Here is a 16794-nt window from a genome sequence, read left to right as displayed (position 1 = left end):
TGGACCGTGGCGCGGACCTATATCGTCAGCGGCATTGAGCATATCCTTTTCGGCTTCGACCATCTGCTGTTCGTCGCCTCCCTGATGCTGATCGTCCGGGACTGGCGCATGCTGGTGAAGACGGTCACGGCATTCACTGTGGCGCATTCGATAACGCTCACTTTCGCCACGCTCGGATGGGCGACGCTTCCCTCCGCACCCGTCGAAGTGATGATTGCGTTCAGCATCGTGCTTGTCGGGGCGGAAATTATCCGGATGGAACGCGGCGAAACCAGCCTGACCATCACCTGGCCCTGGGTGGTTGCTTTCGTGTTTGGGCTCCTGCACGGCTTCGGTTTCGCTGGCGCGCTGGTCGATGTAGGGCTGCCCCGCGGCGATATCCCGCTTGCGCTGTTCTCCTTCAATGTCGGGGTCGAGCTTGGGCAGTTGATGTTCATCGCGGCCATTCTCGTGATCGTCACCGCGGCGAGGCAGCTTTTCACCATCCCTCGGCAAGCCGTCATCGCATCTGCATATGGGATCGGCACGATGGCCGCGTTCTGGGGCGTTGAACGTCTCGACGCCATGTTGCGGGCGTCCGGATGACGAGACGCTCGATCCGACAGATCAAAAAAGCATGCGCGGAACCGTCAATCGGCCGCGAAACCGGAGGAAAGAATATGGAGTCTACCTCGCTCAAACCGACGCTTCGGCGCAATTCGGCGCTCGCAGTTCTCATGGCCGTCGCGTGTTCCCTGCCGGCCGCCGCGCAAGAGGCCGTTCACACGGATTTGGGCGACATCGACGCCGCGAAAGCAGGGAAGCTGTTTCCGGTAAAGAGACCATACTCTCCGTATGCGGGCCGGAATTTCCCGACCAAGCCGCTGTTCGGCGACACGCACCTTCACACATCCTTCTCAATGGACGCTGGCGCCTTTGGCGCCCGGCTTGGACCAAAGGACGCCTATCGCTTCGCCAGGGGCGAGGAGGTCACATCCTCCACCGGCCAGCCGGCGAAGTTGTCGCGACCGCTCGACTTCCTCGTCGTTGCGGATCATTCCGACAATATGGGCTTCTTCCCGGACCTGTTTGCAGGAAAGCCCGCTCTGCTTGCCGATCCGACCGGCCGCAAATGGTATGACATGATGCAATCGGGTAAGGGGGCAGACGCAGCGATTGAGATCATCGTCGCCTTCTCACACGGAACCTTCCCCAAGGATCTTATGTATTTCCCCGGTACGGACGCCTACCGCGGCGCCTGGCAGGAGACGATTGGTGCCGCCGAAGAATACAACGATCCGGGTCGTTTCACCGCCTTCATCGGTTACGAATGGACGTCGAATACCGGTGGCAACAACCTGCATCGCAATGTGATCTTCCGCGACAATGGCGACAAGGCGAGCCAGGTTGAACCTTTTACGGTCTATCCGCCCATGGGCAGCGACAATCCGGTCGACCTGTGGAAGTGGATGGAGGCCTACGAGAACAAGACCGGCGGCAACGTGCTGGCCATCGCTCACAACGGCAATCTGAGCAACGGAACGATGTTTCCGATCGTCGATGCTTTCGGGAAGAAATTGGACAGCCAGTACGCCGAGACCCGCCTGAAGTGGGAGCGGCTCTATGAGGCAACGCAAACCAAGGGGACGAGCGAAGCGCATCCTTTCCTCTCGCCCAACGACGAGTTCGCCAATTTCGAAATCTGGGACAAGGGAAATCTGGACGGCAGCGTCAAGAAGGCCAACGATATGCTCGAGTTCGAATATGCGCGCTCTGCGCTGAAAAACGGCTTGAAGCTTGAAAAGCAGCTCGGGGCCAATCCCTACAAGTTCGGACTGGTCGGCAGCAGCGACGCGCACAACTCGTTGAGCGCGCTGGAGGAAGACAATTTCTTTGGCAAGACGGTGCCCCAGGAGCCAAGCCCGGAACGCACGAAAGCCGCGTTCGTCGACAACAAGCAAACCGGCGTGAAGATCATGGACTGGGAGGTTTCCGCGTCGGGCTACGCGGCGGTCTGGGCAATGGAAAACACGCGTGAGTCCATATGGGATGCGATGGAGAGGCGTGAAACCTATGCGTCGACTGGCCCGCGCATGGCGGTGCGGCTGTTCGGCGGATGGGAGTTCACCGCCGACGACGCCAACACCCGAAATCCGGCCATTGCCGGTTACACCAAGGGTGTGCCGATGGGCGGCGACCTGGCGGCTGCGCCCGAAGGCAAGGCGCCGACCTTCCTGGTGGCGGCGCTGAAGGATCCGATCGGGGCGAATCTCGACCGCTACCAGATCGTCAAGGGCTGGCTCGACGCGGCCGGCGAGGTGCATGAAAAGGTGTACGACGTCGCGTGGTCAGACGACCGCAAACCCGGCGCCGACGGCAAGCTGCCGGCGGTGGGCAGCACGGTCGACGTCGCCAACGCCACCTGGAAGAACACGATCGGAGCGCCGGAACTGGTCGCCGTTTGGACCGACCCGGAATTCGACGCCGCGCAGAGCGCCTTCTACTATGGCCGCGTGCTGGAGATCCCGACGCCGCGCTGGACTGCTCACGACGCCAAGTATTACGGCATTGAGGTGCCGCCGGAAGCCCCGATGGAACTGCAGGAGCGCGCCTACACATCGCCGATCTGGTACACACCGGCGCAGTGAGCCGGACGCAAGTTTGAAGGGCGGCTAAATTGGTAGCTTGGGTCGGTTTTGATACCGACCCGGCAAATCGGCACCGCAGGCAAACGTCTGCGTTCAGGCCGTTCATCGGCCTTGCCGTCGGCTCGCAAGCCGTAGGCCTCCGAACGAGATCGACAGGCTCTTTGCCCCGGTCGATCAGCAGTCCAGCCCTTCCGCAAGCAGCGTTAGCGCGCCCGCAACCAGGCACCAATCGCCACCTGCGATTCCCCTGATTGCAATTTGGTTCGAAATTACCCAATCTGCCGCAAGCCGCATTCGTAAGACGGCAAAACAAGCGGGAGGTTCTCATGACACGATATCGTTTGCTGGGCGGGGCCGCTGTGGCCCTGACGATGATGGCCGGCGTTTCCGGCGCCAGCGCCGACAGCCTGACCCTTTACTGCGCGGCCGACGAGGCATGGTGTCAGCAGATCAAGACCGGCTTCGAGGAGAAGACCGGCATCACCGTCGACATGACCCGCAAGAGTTCGGGCGAGACCTATGCGCAGCTGCGCGCCGAAGCCGGCAATCCCAAGGGCGACGTCTGGTGGGGCGGCACCGGCGATCCGCATCTGCAGGCGGCCGAGGAAGGCCTGACCGAGGAATATGTCTCGCCGATGCGCGGCGAACTGCACGACTGGGCGATCAGTCAGGCGGAGGCCGCCGGCAACAAGACGATCGGCGTTTATTCCGGCGCGCTCGGCTTCGGCTACAACAAAGATTTGCTGGCTAAGAACAACCTGCCCGAGCCGAAATGCTGGGCCGACCTGACCAAGCCCGAATACAAGGGCCAGATCCAGATGGCCAACCCGAACTCATCGGGCACCGCCTATACCATGCTGGCGACGATGGTGCAGCTGATGGGCGAGGACAAGGGCTTCGAATATCTGAAGGCGCTGCACGCCAACATCAACCAGTACACCAAGTCGGGCTCCGCGCCGATCAAGGCGGCCGGTCTCGGCGAGACCACCATCGGCATCGTCTTCATGCACGACGCGGTGGCGCAAAGTGCCGCCGGCTTCCCGATCGTCACCGTGGCGCCGTGCGAAGGCACCGGCTACGAGATCGGCTCGATGTCGCTGATCAAGGGCGCGCGCAACCCGGAAGCGGCCAAGCAGTTCTACGACTGGGCGCTGACCGCCGACATGCAGGGCAAGGCCAAGGACGTGAAGTCGTTCCAGCTTCCATCCAACAAGACCGCGGCGGTGTCGGAACTGACGCCCGACCTGTCGACGATCAAGCTCATCGACTACGACTTCAAGAAGTACGGGTCGAGCGACGAGCGCAAGCGCCTGTTGTCGAAGTGGGACACCGAGGTCTCGACGCTGCCTCAGTAAGGCTCGGCCGCTGTCAGTGCGAGCAATCCCGTCGGGTTTCGCCCCCTCCACCATGCTTCGCATGGTTCCCCTCCCCCGTTCCTTCGGCAAGGTCAGGAGGGGGAGGATCCAGGTCGCGTTGAGGATCCTCCCCTGCGAAGCGGGGGAGGGCGACCGCCGAAGGCGGGGGAGGGGGCGACATCGCTCGCCAAAGCCTTTGCGGTTCCGACATGCGCCCTAAAACCCGCACCGCTTCCCTCCATCCGACCGTCCTCCTGTGGACGGTGGTCGGCCTGATCGGTTTCGCGCTGCTGCCCTGGTACGGGCTGCGCGACAATTTTTTCACGCTGTCCTGGCTGTTCGACGGCTATCCGTTCGACGACGACGTGGCGCCGGCGCTGTTCCTTGTGCTGCAGGGGCAGAAGCTCTGGCTGGCGCCGCTCGGCGCGCTGCTGCTGGCGCCGCTTCTCCTATGGGGACGCAAGAAGGGGGAGCCGTTGTTCGGCACCCTGCTCATCGTCGTCGGCGCCGTGGGTTTCGCGTACTTCCTGCTGCAGGGCTTCGGTATCGGGCTGCGCGGCTTCCAGTGGCAATGGCTGACCAGCCTGTTCGGGGAACTGGACGACCGCCAGTTCGGCATGGGCTGGGGCGCGCTGCTGGCCGGCGGTGCCTTCCTGTTCCTCTTCACGCTGGGATTGGCGGCGCGCGGCGCGGTGGGCGGCGACGAGTTTGTCGTCGGTTCGATCGGCTTCATCGTCGCGGTCGTCGGCATCTTCATCTTCATGCCGATCCTGCAGATGCTGGGCAGTGCGCTGGTCACACAGGAGGGCAGCTATTCGCTGAGCGTGTTCTTCACCAAGCTGTTCTCGAGCAGGCTGTGGGGACTGGGCTGCATTTCCGGCGGGCCGCGCTGCGGCGTCGCCTGGAACTCGCTGTTCCTTGCCATCCTCGTCGGCGTGCTGACCACCGGGCTCGGCCTCGTCTTCGCGCTGGTGGTCACCCGCACCGGCTTTCGCTACGGCGCGCTGCTGCGGGCGCTGACCGTGCTGCCGATCATCACGCCGCCCTTCGTCATCGGCCTTGCCATCATCCTGCTGTTCGGCCTGTCGGGTGTCATCACGCAAGGGTTCTCCGAACTGTTCGGCATCCAGCCGACCCGCTGGGTCTACGGGCTGCCCGGCCTGCTGATCGCCCAGGTGCTGGCCTTCACGCCGATTGCCTTCCTGGTGATGATCGGCGTCGTCGAGGGCGTCAGCCCGTCGATGGAGGAGGCGGCGCAGACCTTGCGCGCCAACCGCTGGCAGACCTTCGTCACGGTGTCGCTGCCCTTGATGCGGCCGGGCCTCGCCAACGCCTTCCTGCTCGGCTTCATCGAATCGATGGCGGATTTCGGCAACCCGCTGGTGCTCGGCGGCAATTTCGACGTGCTGTCGACGGAAATCTTCTTCGCCATCGTCGGCGCGCAATACGACCAGGCACAGGCGGCGATCCTTGCCCTTGTGCTTCTGTTCTTCACGCTCGGCGCCTTTTACGCGCAGCGCTTCTGGCTGGGGAAGAAGTCCTACACCACGGTTTCGGGCAAGGGCGATGCCGGCATGCACCCGCATCTGCCGGCCGGGTTCCGCAATGTGGTCTACGGCATCGCCGGGTTCTGGACGCTGTTCACGCTTTTGATCTATGTGACGATCTTCTACGGCAGCTTCGTCAAGCTGTGGGGCGTCGATTTCTCGCTGACCTTCGACCACTACGTGAAGTCCTTCGCGGTCAGCTGGAACCAGTTCGGCCTCCACTGGCGGGGTGCTGCCTGGAGTTCGTTCTGGACGACGATGCAGATCGCGCTGATCTCGGCGCCGCTGACGGCGGCGATCGGGCTGCTCACCGCCTATCTCCTGGTGCGGCAGAATTTCCGCGGCAAGGACGCCTTCGAGTTCGGCACCATGCTGTCCTTCGCCATCCCAGGCACGGTGATCGGCGTCAGCTATGTGATCGCCTTCAACGTGCCGCCGATCGAATTGACCGGAACCGGCATCATCCTGGTGCTGTCGTTCATCTTCCGCAACATGCCGGTCGGCGTGCGGGCAGGCGTCGCCTCGATGTCGCAGATCGACCGCAGCCTCGACGAATCGTCGCTGACGCTGGGCGCCAATTCGTGGCAGACGTTTCGCAAGGTGGTGCTGCCGCTGCTGAGGCCGGCGATCCTCGCGGCGCTGGTCTATTCCTTCGTGCGCGCCATGACGGCGATCAGCGCGATTATCTTCCTGGTCAGCGCGCAATATGACATGTCGACCAGCTACATCGTCGGCCGTGTCGAGAACAACGAATACGGCATCGCCATCGCCTATTCGACGGTGCTGATCGTCGTCATGCTGGCCGTCATCGGCCTGATGCAACTTGCCGTCGGCAGCCGCAACATCGGCCGCCGCGGGAGCGAAGGCGATCTTGGACAATCGCGCACCAATGTCAGCCTGCCCCAGGGCCCGCCAGCAATCTCCGGAGCAGGGTAGTAGAAGCGATGGCGCGACTGACACCCCCACCCCTAACCCCTCCCCACAAGGGGGAGGGAGACTTGTTCGAGTCCATCGGCATGCGTTTCCGCGAGAGCCAAAGTCGGGCAGAGCCGATTGCCGCGTCCCCCTCCCCCTTGTGGGGAGGGGTTAGGGGTGGGGGTAAGGTCGTATCTGGCCATCTGAAATCCACGAGGAACCACTGATGGCTGAGATCAAAAGCAACGCCGCCTCGGTGGAATTCAAGAACGTCACCAAGATCTACGGCAAGAGCAAGGTGCCGGCGGTCAACGATATTTCGCTGTTCATCGAGGCGGGCAAGCTGGTGACACTGCTCGGGCCCTCGGGCTGCGGCAAGACGACGACGCTGCGCATGATCGCCGGCCTGGAACTGGCGACCGCAGGCCAGATTCTGATCGGCGGCGCCGACGTGACGCGGCTGCCGGCGACGGATCGCGACGTCTCGATGGTGTTCCAGTCCTATGCGCTGTTTCCGCACATGACGGTGCGCGAGAACGTCGAGTACGGGCTGAAATTCTCCGGTTTCGACAAGAAGGACACTGTCGACAAAGCGAAGGCCGGTCTTGAACTGGTCGGCCTTGCCGGTTTCGGCGACCGGCTGCCGAGTGAGCTTTCCGGCGGCCAGCAGCAGCGCGTCGCGGTGGCGCGGGCCCTGGTGCTGGAGCCGCAGGTGCTGTTGTTCGACGAGCCGCTCTCCAACCTCGATGCCAAGCTCCGGCGCCATGTGCGCGAGGAAATCCGCGAGATCCAGCAAAAGCTCGGCCTGACTGTGGTCTACGTCACCCACGACCAGGAGGAAGCGCTCGCCGTTTCGGACCGCATCATCGTCATGAACAACGCGGTGATCGCGCAGGACGGCACCCCGCGCGACCTCTACGATGCGCCGTCGAATGCCTTCGTTGCCGATTTCATCGGCGAGGCGAACATCTTCGACTGCGAGGTGAGCGACGTGAAGAAGGATGTCGCGATGGTGGAAATCGGCGCTATCTCGCTGAAGCTGCCGGCGCGCGGCCATCGGCCGGGCAAAGCGAAGCTCGCGGTGCGACCGAGCCGCATCGACATCCGCAAGGCGGGCGCCGCCAGGACCGTTCCAGGTACACTGGAGAAGGTGACCTATGTCGGCAGCCACCTGGAATTCATCGTCGACACCGAATTCGGCACGGTGTTCGCCGTTTCCCCAGATGTCGACGCACCGTTCGAGCCGGGGCAGGCGGTGGGTGTGGGATTTGCCGAGCGCGGGCCGGTGCTGATCACCGGCTGAACGCGCTCAGAAGCCGAAGGCGGCGGCCGACATCTCGCGGATCTTGCCGAACACGCCCTTGCCGCCGGCGATCGCGATGGTGCCGTTGGCAAGCACGTCGCCGCGGTTGAACGGCTCGACGATGCCGCCGGCTTCCTCGATGATCAGCATGGCGGCGACGCAGTCCCAGGCATTCATGTGCTCTTCGCTGTAGCCGATCAGCCGTCCGGACGCGACATAGGCAAGCATCAGGGCGCCGGAGGCGTTGCGATAGAACACGCCGCCGCCTTCGATGATGGACGCGACCAGCGGCACGACCTTGCTGGCCTCGGTGCGATTGTTGAAGCCGACGCCGATCGAACCTTCGGTGATGCTCTCGGCGCTTGCCGCCGCGATGGGCCGGCCGTTCACGAAGGCGCCGCCGCCACGCCGGGCGGAAAAAGTCTCGCCGGTTGCCGGCTCATGGACGACGCCGACCACGGTCGAGCCTTCCTTCATGCAGGCGATGACGACAGTCCATGCCGGGATGCCGCGCACGAAATTGGCGGTGCCGTCGATCGGATCGATCACCCAGGTGTAGCCGGAGGAGCCTTGAACAGCGGCATGTTCCTCGCCGACGATGCCGTCGTCGGGATATTCCTTCGCAAGTGCTGCGCGGATGAACAGCTCGACCTCGCGGTCGCCGTTCGACACCAGATCCTGATGCCCCTTGCTCTCGATGGTCAGCTTGTCGATCTCGCGAAAGAACATCATGCCGAGCTCGCCGGCGCGCCGGGCGAGCGCGATCGTGAAGTCGAGGCGGCGGTCGAGATCGTTTTCCATGGCACCCTGCTGTCGTGATTTTGCGGCAAAGCCCTAACAGGCATGCCGGCAAGAAGGAAGCTGCAAGCTGCGTCATGTCGGCGCCGCGCCAATTCGCCGCTTGCCCGGCCTTGCCACGCCGCTAGATTCCCCGATAGGACAAGGATGCGCCATGGGCGCGTCAAGGACGGGAGTGCGTAGTGGGCGTCGTTCTCAATCTCGAAGACGGGAAGCGGGTTGCCGCGTCGATCCAGGATCTGGTCGACCTGACGGCGGCCGACATGGGCCGTGTCAACGAACTCATCCTGTCGAAGGCCGGCTCGGACGTCGAGATGATCCCCGAGGTCGCCAATCACCTGATCTCGTCGGGCGGCAAGCGCCTGCGCCCGATGGTGACGCTCGCCGCCGCCCAGATGTTCGGTTATGCCGGCGACGGCCATGTGAAGCTGGCGACCAGCGTCGAGTTCATGCACACCGCGACACTGCTGCATGACGACGTCGTCGACGAGAGCGGCATGCGGCGCGGCAAGAAGACGGCGCGCATGATCTGGGGCAACCAGGCAAGCGTGCTGGTCGGCGACTTCCTGCTCGGTCAGGCATTTCGCATGATGGTCGATGTCGGCTCGCTGGATGCACTGGACATCCTCTCGACCGCCGCCTCGATCATCGCCGAGGGCGAGGTGATGCAGCTTTCGGCTGCCAAAAACCTCGAAACCACCGAGGACGAGTATTTCGCGGTAATCAAAGCCAAGACCGCGGCGCTGTTTTCGGCTGCCGCCGAGGTGGGGCCGGTGATCGCCGGGGCGACCAGGACCGACCGCGCCGCTCTCCGCTCCTACGGCATGAATCTCGGCCTGGCCTTCCAGCTGATCGACGACGCGCTGGATTATGGCGGCTCCTCGAAGGATCTCGGCAAGAATGTCGGCGACGATTTTCGCGAGGGCAAGGTGACGCTGCCGGTCATCCTCGCCTACCGGCGCGGCACGGCAGCGGAGCGCGAATTCTGGAAGAAGGCGATCGAGGACAATGAAAGCGACGATGCCGCGCTGGAGAAGGCGACCGGGCTGTTGACCCGCCATGCGGCGATCGCCGACACGATCGGCCGTGCCCGCCATTTCGGCGAGATCGCCCGCGACGCGCTGGCGCCGCTGAAGGCGACGCCGCAAAAGGCGGCACTGCTGGAAGTGATAGACTTCTGCATCAGCCGGGTTGCGTGATATCTTCTGCCTGTCGACGGTTTCCGGACGGAATTGAACAGGTTCGCGGCTGACAGTGCTTTGTTAACCGGAATCGGCTCGGATGGCCGGTGACCGTATCGTGACCGGGGTGCCTGTTGAACAGAGACCCCAAAAAGGCCATGCTTTGGCCGATCATGGTCCGACCTGAGTCCGCTCGCGGACCGACGTTTCATGGCGGGAAGGGAAGTAATGCCGCTCAACAACAGAAACTGGCTTGCCGGCCTCGCTGTCGCGGGCATCGTGCTCGCCAACCAGCCGGCCTTTGCCAAGGAAAATCCGGCCGGGCCTGTGGACATCAGCTCGTTCTCGGGCGCCTTCCTGGCCGCACGCGTCGCCGAGGTCGACAATGACCTGAATGGCGCGATCGCCTATTACAAGCGCGCGCTCTCCTTCGATCCCGGCAACCAGCAACTGCAGCAGAGCCTGATGCTTGGCCTGATCTCCGAGGGGCGTTTCGACGAAGCGCTGCCCTATGCGGACAAGCTGAAGGAAGTGCCGGATGTCGAGCGCTTCTCGCGGCTGGCGCTCGCTGTCGATAGCTTCAAGAAGAAGGACTACACCAAGGCTGAATACTGGCTGAAGCTGTCGCTGGAATCCGATCTCGACAAGCTGATAACCGGCCTGATGACGGCCTGGGCGCAAGCCGGCAGCGGCGACGCAAAGGATGCGCTGGCCTATCTGGACAAGATGAACGGTCCCGAATGGTACAAGGTTTTCGTCGGCTACCACCGCGCGCTGATCGCCGAAGGGGCCGGCATGAAGGACGAGGCCGGCAAGGCCTATGCCGCCACCCTCGACGATGTTGCCGCAGGCAGCGGGGCGCCCGAAACCTGGCTGCGCACAGCCGAGGCGTATGCCGGTTTCCTGGCCCGCGAGGGCAAGAAGGACGAAGCCCTCAAAGTGCTCGACAAGTCGGACGAATTTTCGGTTGGTCGCCCGGCGGTCGCGGAACTGCGCGCCGACATCGACAAGGGCGTGCCTATACCGCCGCTGGTCCAGGGCCCGAACGAAGGGGCGACGGAAATCTTCCTCAACCTCGGCACCGCGCTTAATCGCGGCGGGGGCGAGGCCTTCGTGCGCCTCTACCTGCAATATGCGCTGGCCCTGCAGCCGAAAAGCGACATCGTGCTGATGCAGCTCGCTTCGGTTGCCGAACAGCAGGACCGGCCAGAAGAGGCGATCAAGCTTTACGGCAAGATCAGCCAGGGTTCGTCTCTGAAGCGGGTCGCCGAACTGCAGCGCGGGCTCAACCTCGCCGACCTGAAGCGGCACGACGAGGCGATCACCCAGCTGAAGACGCTGCTCGAGGCCGCGCCCGACGACATGCGCGGCTATCTGGCGCTTGGCGGCGTCTATGCCTCGAAGGAGGATTACAAATCCGCCGCCGAACTCTACGACAAGGCGGTGGCGCGGCTGCCCAACCCGACCGTGGAAAACTGGAGCATCTTCTATCAGCGCGGCATCGCCTATGAGCGGCTGAAGCAATGGCCGAAGGCCGAGCCGAACTTCCGCAAGGCGCTGGAACTCTTCCCGGACCAGCCGCAGGTCATGAATTATCTCGGCTACTCGTGGGTCGACATGAACATGAACCTCGACGAAGGCCTGAAGATGATCCAGAAGGCCGTCGATCTGCGCCCCAGCGACGGCTACATCGTCGATTCGCTCGGCTGGGCGCATTATCGTCTCGGCAAATATGAGGATGCGGTGCGCGAACTGGAGCGCGCCGTCTCGTTGAAGCCGGACGATCCGGTGCTCAACGACCATCTCGGCGACGCCTACTGGCGCGCCGGCCGCAAGCTGGAAGCGACGTTCCAGTGGACGCATGCCCGCGACATGAAGCCTGAGCCGGACGTGCTGGCCAGCGTGCAGAAGAAGCTCGCCGAAGGCCTGCCGCCGGTCGACCCGAAGGCGGCGCTCGATGCGCCGGTCGTCGCGCCGGAGGTGAAACCGGAAGCGCCGGCGACCGAGAAACGGACGGAACTGGAGACGCCGGCAACGCAGCCTGCCACGGCGGCGATCGTTCCGGCCGCCTACAAGGTGCAGCGCGGCCAGTCGTTGTGGTCGATCGCCGTCGACCAGCTCGGCAGCGGCAACCGCTACATCGAGATCCTCAACCTCAACCCGCAACTGCAGGGCGACCCGGGCCGCATCGTGCCCGGCCAGGAACTGAAATTGCCAGGGCCGGTGGATTGAGGGTTGCCGATAATGTGGTGCGTCCTTCGAGGCTCGCCCATTGAGGTTTACGTCTAATCCTGGACCTTGGTGAAGGCTCGCACCTCAGGATGGGGGTCGTTAGTGCCGATAGCCACCTACTGAAGCGCTAAACTTTCGGTGATTGTCGCTAGGTGCCAATGAATACACCTGGGTCTCAGGAGTTGGGCGACGAACGCCAACCTTCCTCATCCTGAGGTGCGAGCCCTCGTAATCGGATGAAAGTTGAAACGCGGATACTCGCGGGCGAGCCTCGAAGGACGCACCTATACCTGCGTGGAGCGGCTTGACCGCCTTTCTCCTGCCCACTAGGACGAACCCGTCCACCGCAGAGGCCCGCTCGTGACTGACGTTCCTTCCACGCTTCTCGACCCCAAGCGCTCGTTCCAGGGGCTGATCCTGACGCTGCACAACTACTGGGCGGCCTATGGCTGCGTGGTTCTGCAGCCCTACGACATGGAAGTTGGCGCCGGTACCTTCCACCCCGCCACCACGCTGCGCGCGCTCGGACCCAAAGCCTGGAACGCGGCCTATGTGCAGCCGTCGCGGCGGCCGAAGGACGGTCGCTATGGCGAGAACCCCAACCGGCTGCAGCATTATTACCAGTACCAGGTGATCCTGAAGCCGAACCCGCCGAATTTGCAGGAGCTGTATCTCGGCTCGCTGGCCGCCATCGGCGTCGACCCGCTGCTGCATGACATCCGCTTCGTCGAGGACGATTGGGAAAGCCCGACTCTGGGCGCCTGGGGGCTCGGCTGGGAATGCTGGTGCGACGGTATGGAAGTGTCGCAGTTCACCTATTTCCAGCAGGTCTGCGGCATCGAATGCGCGCCGGTTTCGGGCGAACTGACCTATGGGCTGGAGCGGCTCGCCATGTATGTGCAGGGCGTCGACAGCGTCTACGATCTCAATTTCAACGGCCGCGAGGGCGACGAGAAGGTCACCTATGGCGACGTCTTCCTGCAGGCCGAGCAGGAATATTCCAGGCACAATTTCGAGCACGCCAACACGGCCACGCTGCTCCGGCACTTCGAGGACGCGGAAGCCGAATGCGAGGCGCTGCTGAAGGCCGGCGCGCCGGCGCCGGGCGACAACTCGCCGATGCACAAGATGGTGCTGCCGGCCTACGACCAGTGCATCAAGGCCAGCCACGCCTTCAACCTGCTCGACGCGCGCGGCGTCATCTCGCCGACCGAGCGGGCGCGCTACATCGGTCGGGTACGGGACCTCGCCAAGCGGTGCGGCGAGGCGTTCCTGCTGACGGATGCCGGCGGCCTGGCTGCGTGAGCGCAAACACCATCGTGCATATCAACGGCTGGCCGGGCACCGGCAAGCTGACAATTGCCCGGCTGCTGGCACCGTTGCTCGGCGCGAAGCTGGTCGACAACCATACGCTGATCAACCCGGCGGAAATGCTGTTTTCGCGCCGCGACCCGCTCTACCGTTCGCTGCGCGGCGAAATCCGCACGCTGGTCTTCGATCATATCGCGCGGGCTGACGTGGCGGCGACCTTCATCTTCACCGATGCGCTGTCGGACGACGACTACGACACGCGGCAGTTCGAGGCCTACCGCGAGCTTGCCGGGCGGCGCAACGCACGGCTGGTGGCTGTCGTGCTGGATTGCTCGGAGGAAGAAAACCTGCGCCGGCTGGTGCTGCCTGCTCGCGCCGAGCGGCTGAAGCTCGTCAACCCCGACATAGTGTCAGGCCTGCGGGCAAAGCACCTCCTGCTGCGGCCAAAGGATTGCGAGATTGTCGGGCTCGACGTCACCGCGTTGAGCGCGGAGGAGGCCGCAGCGGAAATCGCGCGGCGGCTGGCCAAGGCGTCCTGAGACCCGGATCAGCAGACCTCGGACGCGACGATCCACGGCATTTCCTGAACAACCGGCTGGCTGGTGGTGCCCGCCATGGTCTGCATGGCGCGGCGGACGCCCGGCATCCTGAATTCGCCGGCTGCCGCGACCTGCATGGCGAAGCATGCGCCGAGTGCGAGGATCTGGAGAAGAGTGGATGCCGTTTTCATGGTCGTTCGCAGTCAAGAATTCCCTGTCTGCAGCGTCTGTCGCTTTAGCGTCCGGTTTGGTTCAAAGGGTTGTGCCCAAAGGACGGACAATGCATTCGCGGCCCGACATGCGCGGGAATTTTTTTCGCATGCCGCTTGCGGCGCGCCGGAAAGGGTGACAGCAGCAGCCCGGCTTGCTATTGCCCGCGCCTGACCTTTCCGTGGGAATGCCCGAAATGCCCGACCTGTTGCTCGAACTTCGCTCCGAAGAAATCCCCGCCCGCATGCAGCGCAAGGCGGCGGGCGACCTGAGGAAGATAGTCACCGACGGTCTGGTCGAGGCCGGACTGACCTATGAGGGCGCGCGCGAATACTGGACGCCGCGCCGCCTGACGCTCGATATCCGTGGCGTCACCGCGCGCTCGCGCGACGTGCACGAGGAGCGCAAGGGGCCGTCGACCAAGGCGTCGGAACAGGCGATCCAGGGTTTTCTGCGCGCCGCCGGCCTTTCCTCGGTCGACGAAGCGCATGTGCATTCCGACCCGAAGAAGGGCGATTTCTACGTCGCCCATATCTCGAAGCCGGGCCGGGCGGCCGAGGACATCATCGCCGCACTCGTGCCCGGGGTGATCCGCACCTTTCCGTGGCCGAAGGAGATGCGCTGGGGTGCGGCGTCGGGGCCGAAGGGCACGCGTTACGGCAAGGTCGAGGGCAGGGGCGGCGAGACGCTGCGCTGGGTGAGGCCGCTGCAATCCATCGTCTGCACCTTCGGGCCGGAGACCGAGGAACCGGTGGTGGTCGATTTCGAGGTCGACGGCATTCGCGCCGGCAATGTCACCTACGGCCACCGCTTCCACGCGCCGGGCGCCATCACCGTGCGCCGTTTCGAGGATTATGCGGCGAAGCTGGAGGCGGCCAAGGTCATCGTCGACGCCGACCGTCGCAAGGAGATCATCCTCGCCGATGCGAAGAACCTCGCCTTCGCCGGCGGGCTGGAACTGGTCGAGGACGAGGCGCTGCTGGAGGAGGTTTCCGGGCTGGTCGAGTGGCCGGTGGTGCTGATGGGCGAGTTCGAGCAGGATTTCCTCGAGATCCCCGCCGAGGTGATCCGGCTGACCATCAGGGCGAACCAGAAGTGTTTTGTCGTGCGTTCTTCGAGGCCGGCTTCGCCGGCACCTCAGGATGAGGGAGGGCAGCACGACGGTCCTCATCCTAAGGTGCGAGCGGAGCGAGCCTCGAAGGACGCACTGTCCAATCACTTCCTGCTCACCGCCAACATCGACGCGAGCGACGGCGGCAGGGAGATCGCGCACGGCAACGGCAAGGTGGTGCGGGCGAGGCTTTCCGACGCGCTCTATTTCTGGAAGACCGACCAGGCGGACGTGCCCGACCTCGGCGAACTGGAGGCATCGGCGGAGAAATTCGGGCTCGACCTGAAAAAACCGCTCGACCAGCGCATGGCGCGGCTCGACCATCTGAACGTCACCTTCCACGCCAAGCTGGGCACTCAGGGCGAGCGCGTGGAGCGGATTGCGTGGCTCGCCGAGGAACTGGCGCCGTGGGTCGGTGCCGATCCGGTACAGGCGGCTCGCGCCGCCGTGCTGGCCAAGGCCGACCTGCAGACCGAAGTGGTCGGCGAGTTCCCGGAATTGCAGGGAACGATGGGGCGGAAGTACGCTCTCTTGCAGGGCGAGGACGGGTCTGTCGCCGCCGCGATCGAGGAACACTGGAAGCCGCAAGGCCCGGCGGATCGCGTGCCGAGCGATCCGGTGTCGATCGCCGTGGCTCTGGCGGACAAGCTGGATACGCTGGTCGGCTTCTGGGCAATCGATGAGAAGCCGACGGGGTCGAAGGATCCGTTCGCGCTGCGGAGGGCGGCGCTGGGAGTGGTGAGGATATTGGTTGAGAATGGGGTGAGGCTTCCGTTATTTGGCCATCTCGTGTGGTCTGCTCGTGGCCTCATAGCGCAATTGTTGAGAGCGGATGCCGAACAGTTGGCGACTTCTGCACGAGCAGTGCGAGAGTTGGCGGACCAAGCCTCCGAAGCCAAGCCTTTGGCCCTGGCGCACAGAACATCCGCTGCGCTTGCGATCAACAGGTTTGAGGTTCCAGAACTGAACTCGGAGGTCGATTGGTCACTGGACCTCCTTTCCTTCTTCCACGATCGCCTGAAGGTCTATCTCCGCGACCAGGGTGCGCGGCACGATCTGATCGATGCGGTGCTGGCGAGTGGCGCGACGCCAATCTCCCCCCTTGTGGGGGAGATGTCGGCGAAGCCGACAGAGGGGGGCGCTGTCCCGCCAACCTCTCAACCCGAAGCGCAGAGCTCTACGTTGCCCCCCTCTGCCCTGCCGGGCATCTCCCCCACAAGGGGGGAGATTACTCCGTCGTCCAACGACGACCTGCTCACCATCGTCCGCCGGGTCGAGGCGCTGGGGAAGTTTCTCGATAGCGACGACGGCAAGAATCTGCTGGCCGGGACCAAGCGCGCCGCCAACATTCTGGCCGCCGAGGAGAAGAAAGGCACGGCCATCGCTGACGCGGTCGACGCCGGGCTTTTCAGGGAAGATGCCGAGAAAAAGCTGTTTGCCGCGGTGAAACAGGCTGAGAGCCAAGCGGGCCAAGCGATTCAGACTGAAGACTTTTCCGCCGCCATGCTGGCGCTTAGCGCATTGCGTGAACCAGTTGATTCATTCTTTGAAGGCGTTCTCGTGAATGATGAAGACGCCGCTGTGCGCGCCAACCGGCTGGCGCTCTTGTCGCGCATTCGCGCGGCGACCGGACAGGTCGCCGATTTCTCGAAGATCGCGGGATAG

12 protein-coding genes are annotated in these 16794 nt (G+C 63.8%); 10 read left to right on the top strand and 2 right to left on the bottom strand.

The window, feature by feature from the left end:
- The 5 genes from OHD58_RS28465 to OHD58_RS28445 all read left to right on the top strand — a co-directional run.
- A partial coding sequence (locus OHD58_RS28465; protein ID WP_263806983.1) for a HupE/UreJ family protein occupies positions 1–585 on the top strand: 585 nt, incomplete at its 5' end.
- Between the two features lie 131 nt (positions 586–716).
- Positions 717–2627, top strand: a complete 1911-nt coding sequence (locus tag OHD58_RS28460; protein WP_412177310.1) for a DUF3604 domain-containing protein — start codon at positions 717–719, stop codon at positions 2625–2627.
- Positions 2628–2971: 344 nt separating this feature from the next.
- Positions 2972–3982, top strand: a complete 1011-nt coding sequence (locus OHD58_RS28455; protein WP_412177309.1) for an ABC transporter substrate-binding protein — start codon at positions 2972–2974, stop codon at positions 3980–3982.
- A 209-nt stretch (positions 3983–4191) separates the two neighbouring features.
- Positions 4192–6465, top strand: a complete 2274-nt coding sequence (locus tag OHD58_RS28450; protein WP_263806981.1) for an ABC transporter permease — start codon at positions 4192–4194, stop codon at positions 6463–6465.
- Between the two features lie 205 nt (positions 6466–6670).
- Positions 6671–7747 carry an ABC transporter ATP-binding protein gene (locus tag OHD58_RS28445; RefSeq protein ID WP_263806980.1) on the top strand — a complete coding sequence of 359 codons (1077 nt, stop codon included), beginning with the start codon at positions 6671–6673 and terminating at the stop codon, positions 7745–7747.
- Between the two features lie 6 nt (positions 7748–7753).
- Here OHD58_RS28445 and OHD58_RS28440 read toward each other — a convergent pair whose 3' ends face one another.
- Positions 7754–8548, bottom strand: a complete 795-nt coding sequence (locus tag OHD58_RS28440; RefSeq protein ID WP_263806979.1) for an inositol monophosphatase family protein — start codon at positions 8546–8548, stop codon at positions 7754–7756.
- 179 nt (positions 8549–8727) lie between these two features.
- Here OHD58_RS28440 and OHD58_RS28435 point away from each other — a divergent pair, with 179 nt between their 5' ends.
- The 4 genes from OHD58_RS28435 (at position 8728) to OHD58_RS28420 (ending at position 13808) form a co-directional block, all read left to right on the top strand.
- The gene (locus tag OHD58_RS28435) at positions 8728–9744 is read left to right on the top strand and encodes a polyprenyl synthetase family protein (RefSeq protein ID WP_263806978.1); all 1017 of its coding nucleotides are present in this window, start codon (positions 8728–8730) and stop codon (positions 9742–9744) included.
- A 210-nt stretch (positions 9745–9954) separates the two neighbouring features.
- A complete protein-coding gene (locus tag OHD58_RS28430) occupies positions 9955–11958 on the top strand; it encodes a tetratricopeptide repeat protein (RefSeq protein ID WP_263806977.1) in 2004 nt (667 codons plus the stop codon).
- A gap of 360 nt (positions 11959–12318) precedes the next feature.
- Positions 12319–13263, top strand: coding sequence for a glycine--tRNA ligase subunit alpha (locus tag OHD58_RS28425; protein WP_263806976.1), 945 nt, complete (start codon positions 12319–12321; stop codon positions 13261–13263).
- Complete coding sequence (locus OHD58_RS28420; RefSeq protein ID WP_263806975.1) at positions 13260–13808, top strand: AAA family ATPase; 549 nt, start codon at positions 13260–13262, stop codon at positions 13806–13808. The genes OHD58_RS28425 and OHD58_RS28420 overlap by 4 nt, the downstream gene beginning before the upstream one ends.
- 8 nt (positions 13809–13816) lie before the next feature.
- Here OHD58_RS28420 and OHD58_RS28415 read toward each other — a convergent pair whose 3' ends face one another.
- A complete protein-coding gene (locus tag OHD58_RS28415; RefSeq protein ID WP_263806974.1) occupies positions 13817–13999 on the bottom strand; it encodes a hypothetical protein in 183 nt (60 codons plus the stop codon).
- 215 nt (positions 14000–14214) lie between these two features.
- Between OHD58_RS28415 and glyS the strand changes: the two genes are divergently transcribed.
- A complete protein-coding gene (gene glyS / locus OHD58_RS28410; RefSeq protein WP_263806973.1) occupies positions 14215–16794 on the top strand; it encodes a glycine--tRNA ligase subunit beta in 2580 nt (859 codons plus the stop codon).

It is taken from the genome of Mesorhizobium sp. ZC-5 (assembly GCF_025753855.1).
Lineage (GTDB): Bacteria > Pseudomonadota > Alphaproteobacteria > Rhizobiales > Rhizobiaceae > Neomesorhizobium.
The sequence above is the reverse complement of the archived record's forward strand: the minus strand, read 5'-3'. Positions and strand labels throughout refer to the sequence as shown.

What these genes read in the sequence shown, in the direction of transcription:
- OHD58_RS28440 (WP_263806979.1), bottom strand. Translation starts at nt 8,548, where the DNA reads ATGGAAAACGATCTCGACCGCCGCCTCGACTTCACGATCGCGCTCGCC.
- OHD58_RS28415 (WP_263806974.1), bottom strand. Translation starts at nt 13,999, where the DNA reads ATGAAAACGGCATCCACTCTTCTCCAGATCCTCGCACTCGGCGCATGC.
- OHD58_RS28450 (WP_263806981.1), top strand. Translation starts at nt 4,192, where the DNA reads ATGCGCCCTAAAACCCGCACCGCTTCCCTCCATCCGACCGTCCTCCTG.
- OHD58_RS28445 (WP_263806980.1), top strand. Translation starts at nt 6,671, where the DNA reads ATGGCTGAGATCAAAAGCAACGCCGCCTCGGTGGAATTCAAGAACGTC.
- glyS (WP_263806973.1), top strand. Translation starts at nt 14,215, where the DNA reads ATGCCCGACCTGTTGCTCGAACTTCGCTCCGAAGAAATCCCCGCCCGC.
- OHD58_RS28430 (WP_263806977.1), top strand. Translation starts at nt 9,955, where the DNA reads ATGCCGCTCAACAACAGAAACTGGCTTGCCGGCCTCGCTGTCGCGGGC.
- OHD58_RS28460 (WP_412177310.1), top strand. Translation starts at nt 717, where the DNA reads ATGGCCGTCGCGTGTTCCCTGCCGGCCGCCGCGCAAGAGGCCGTTCAC.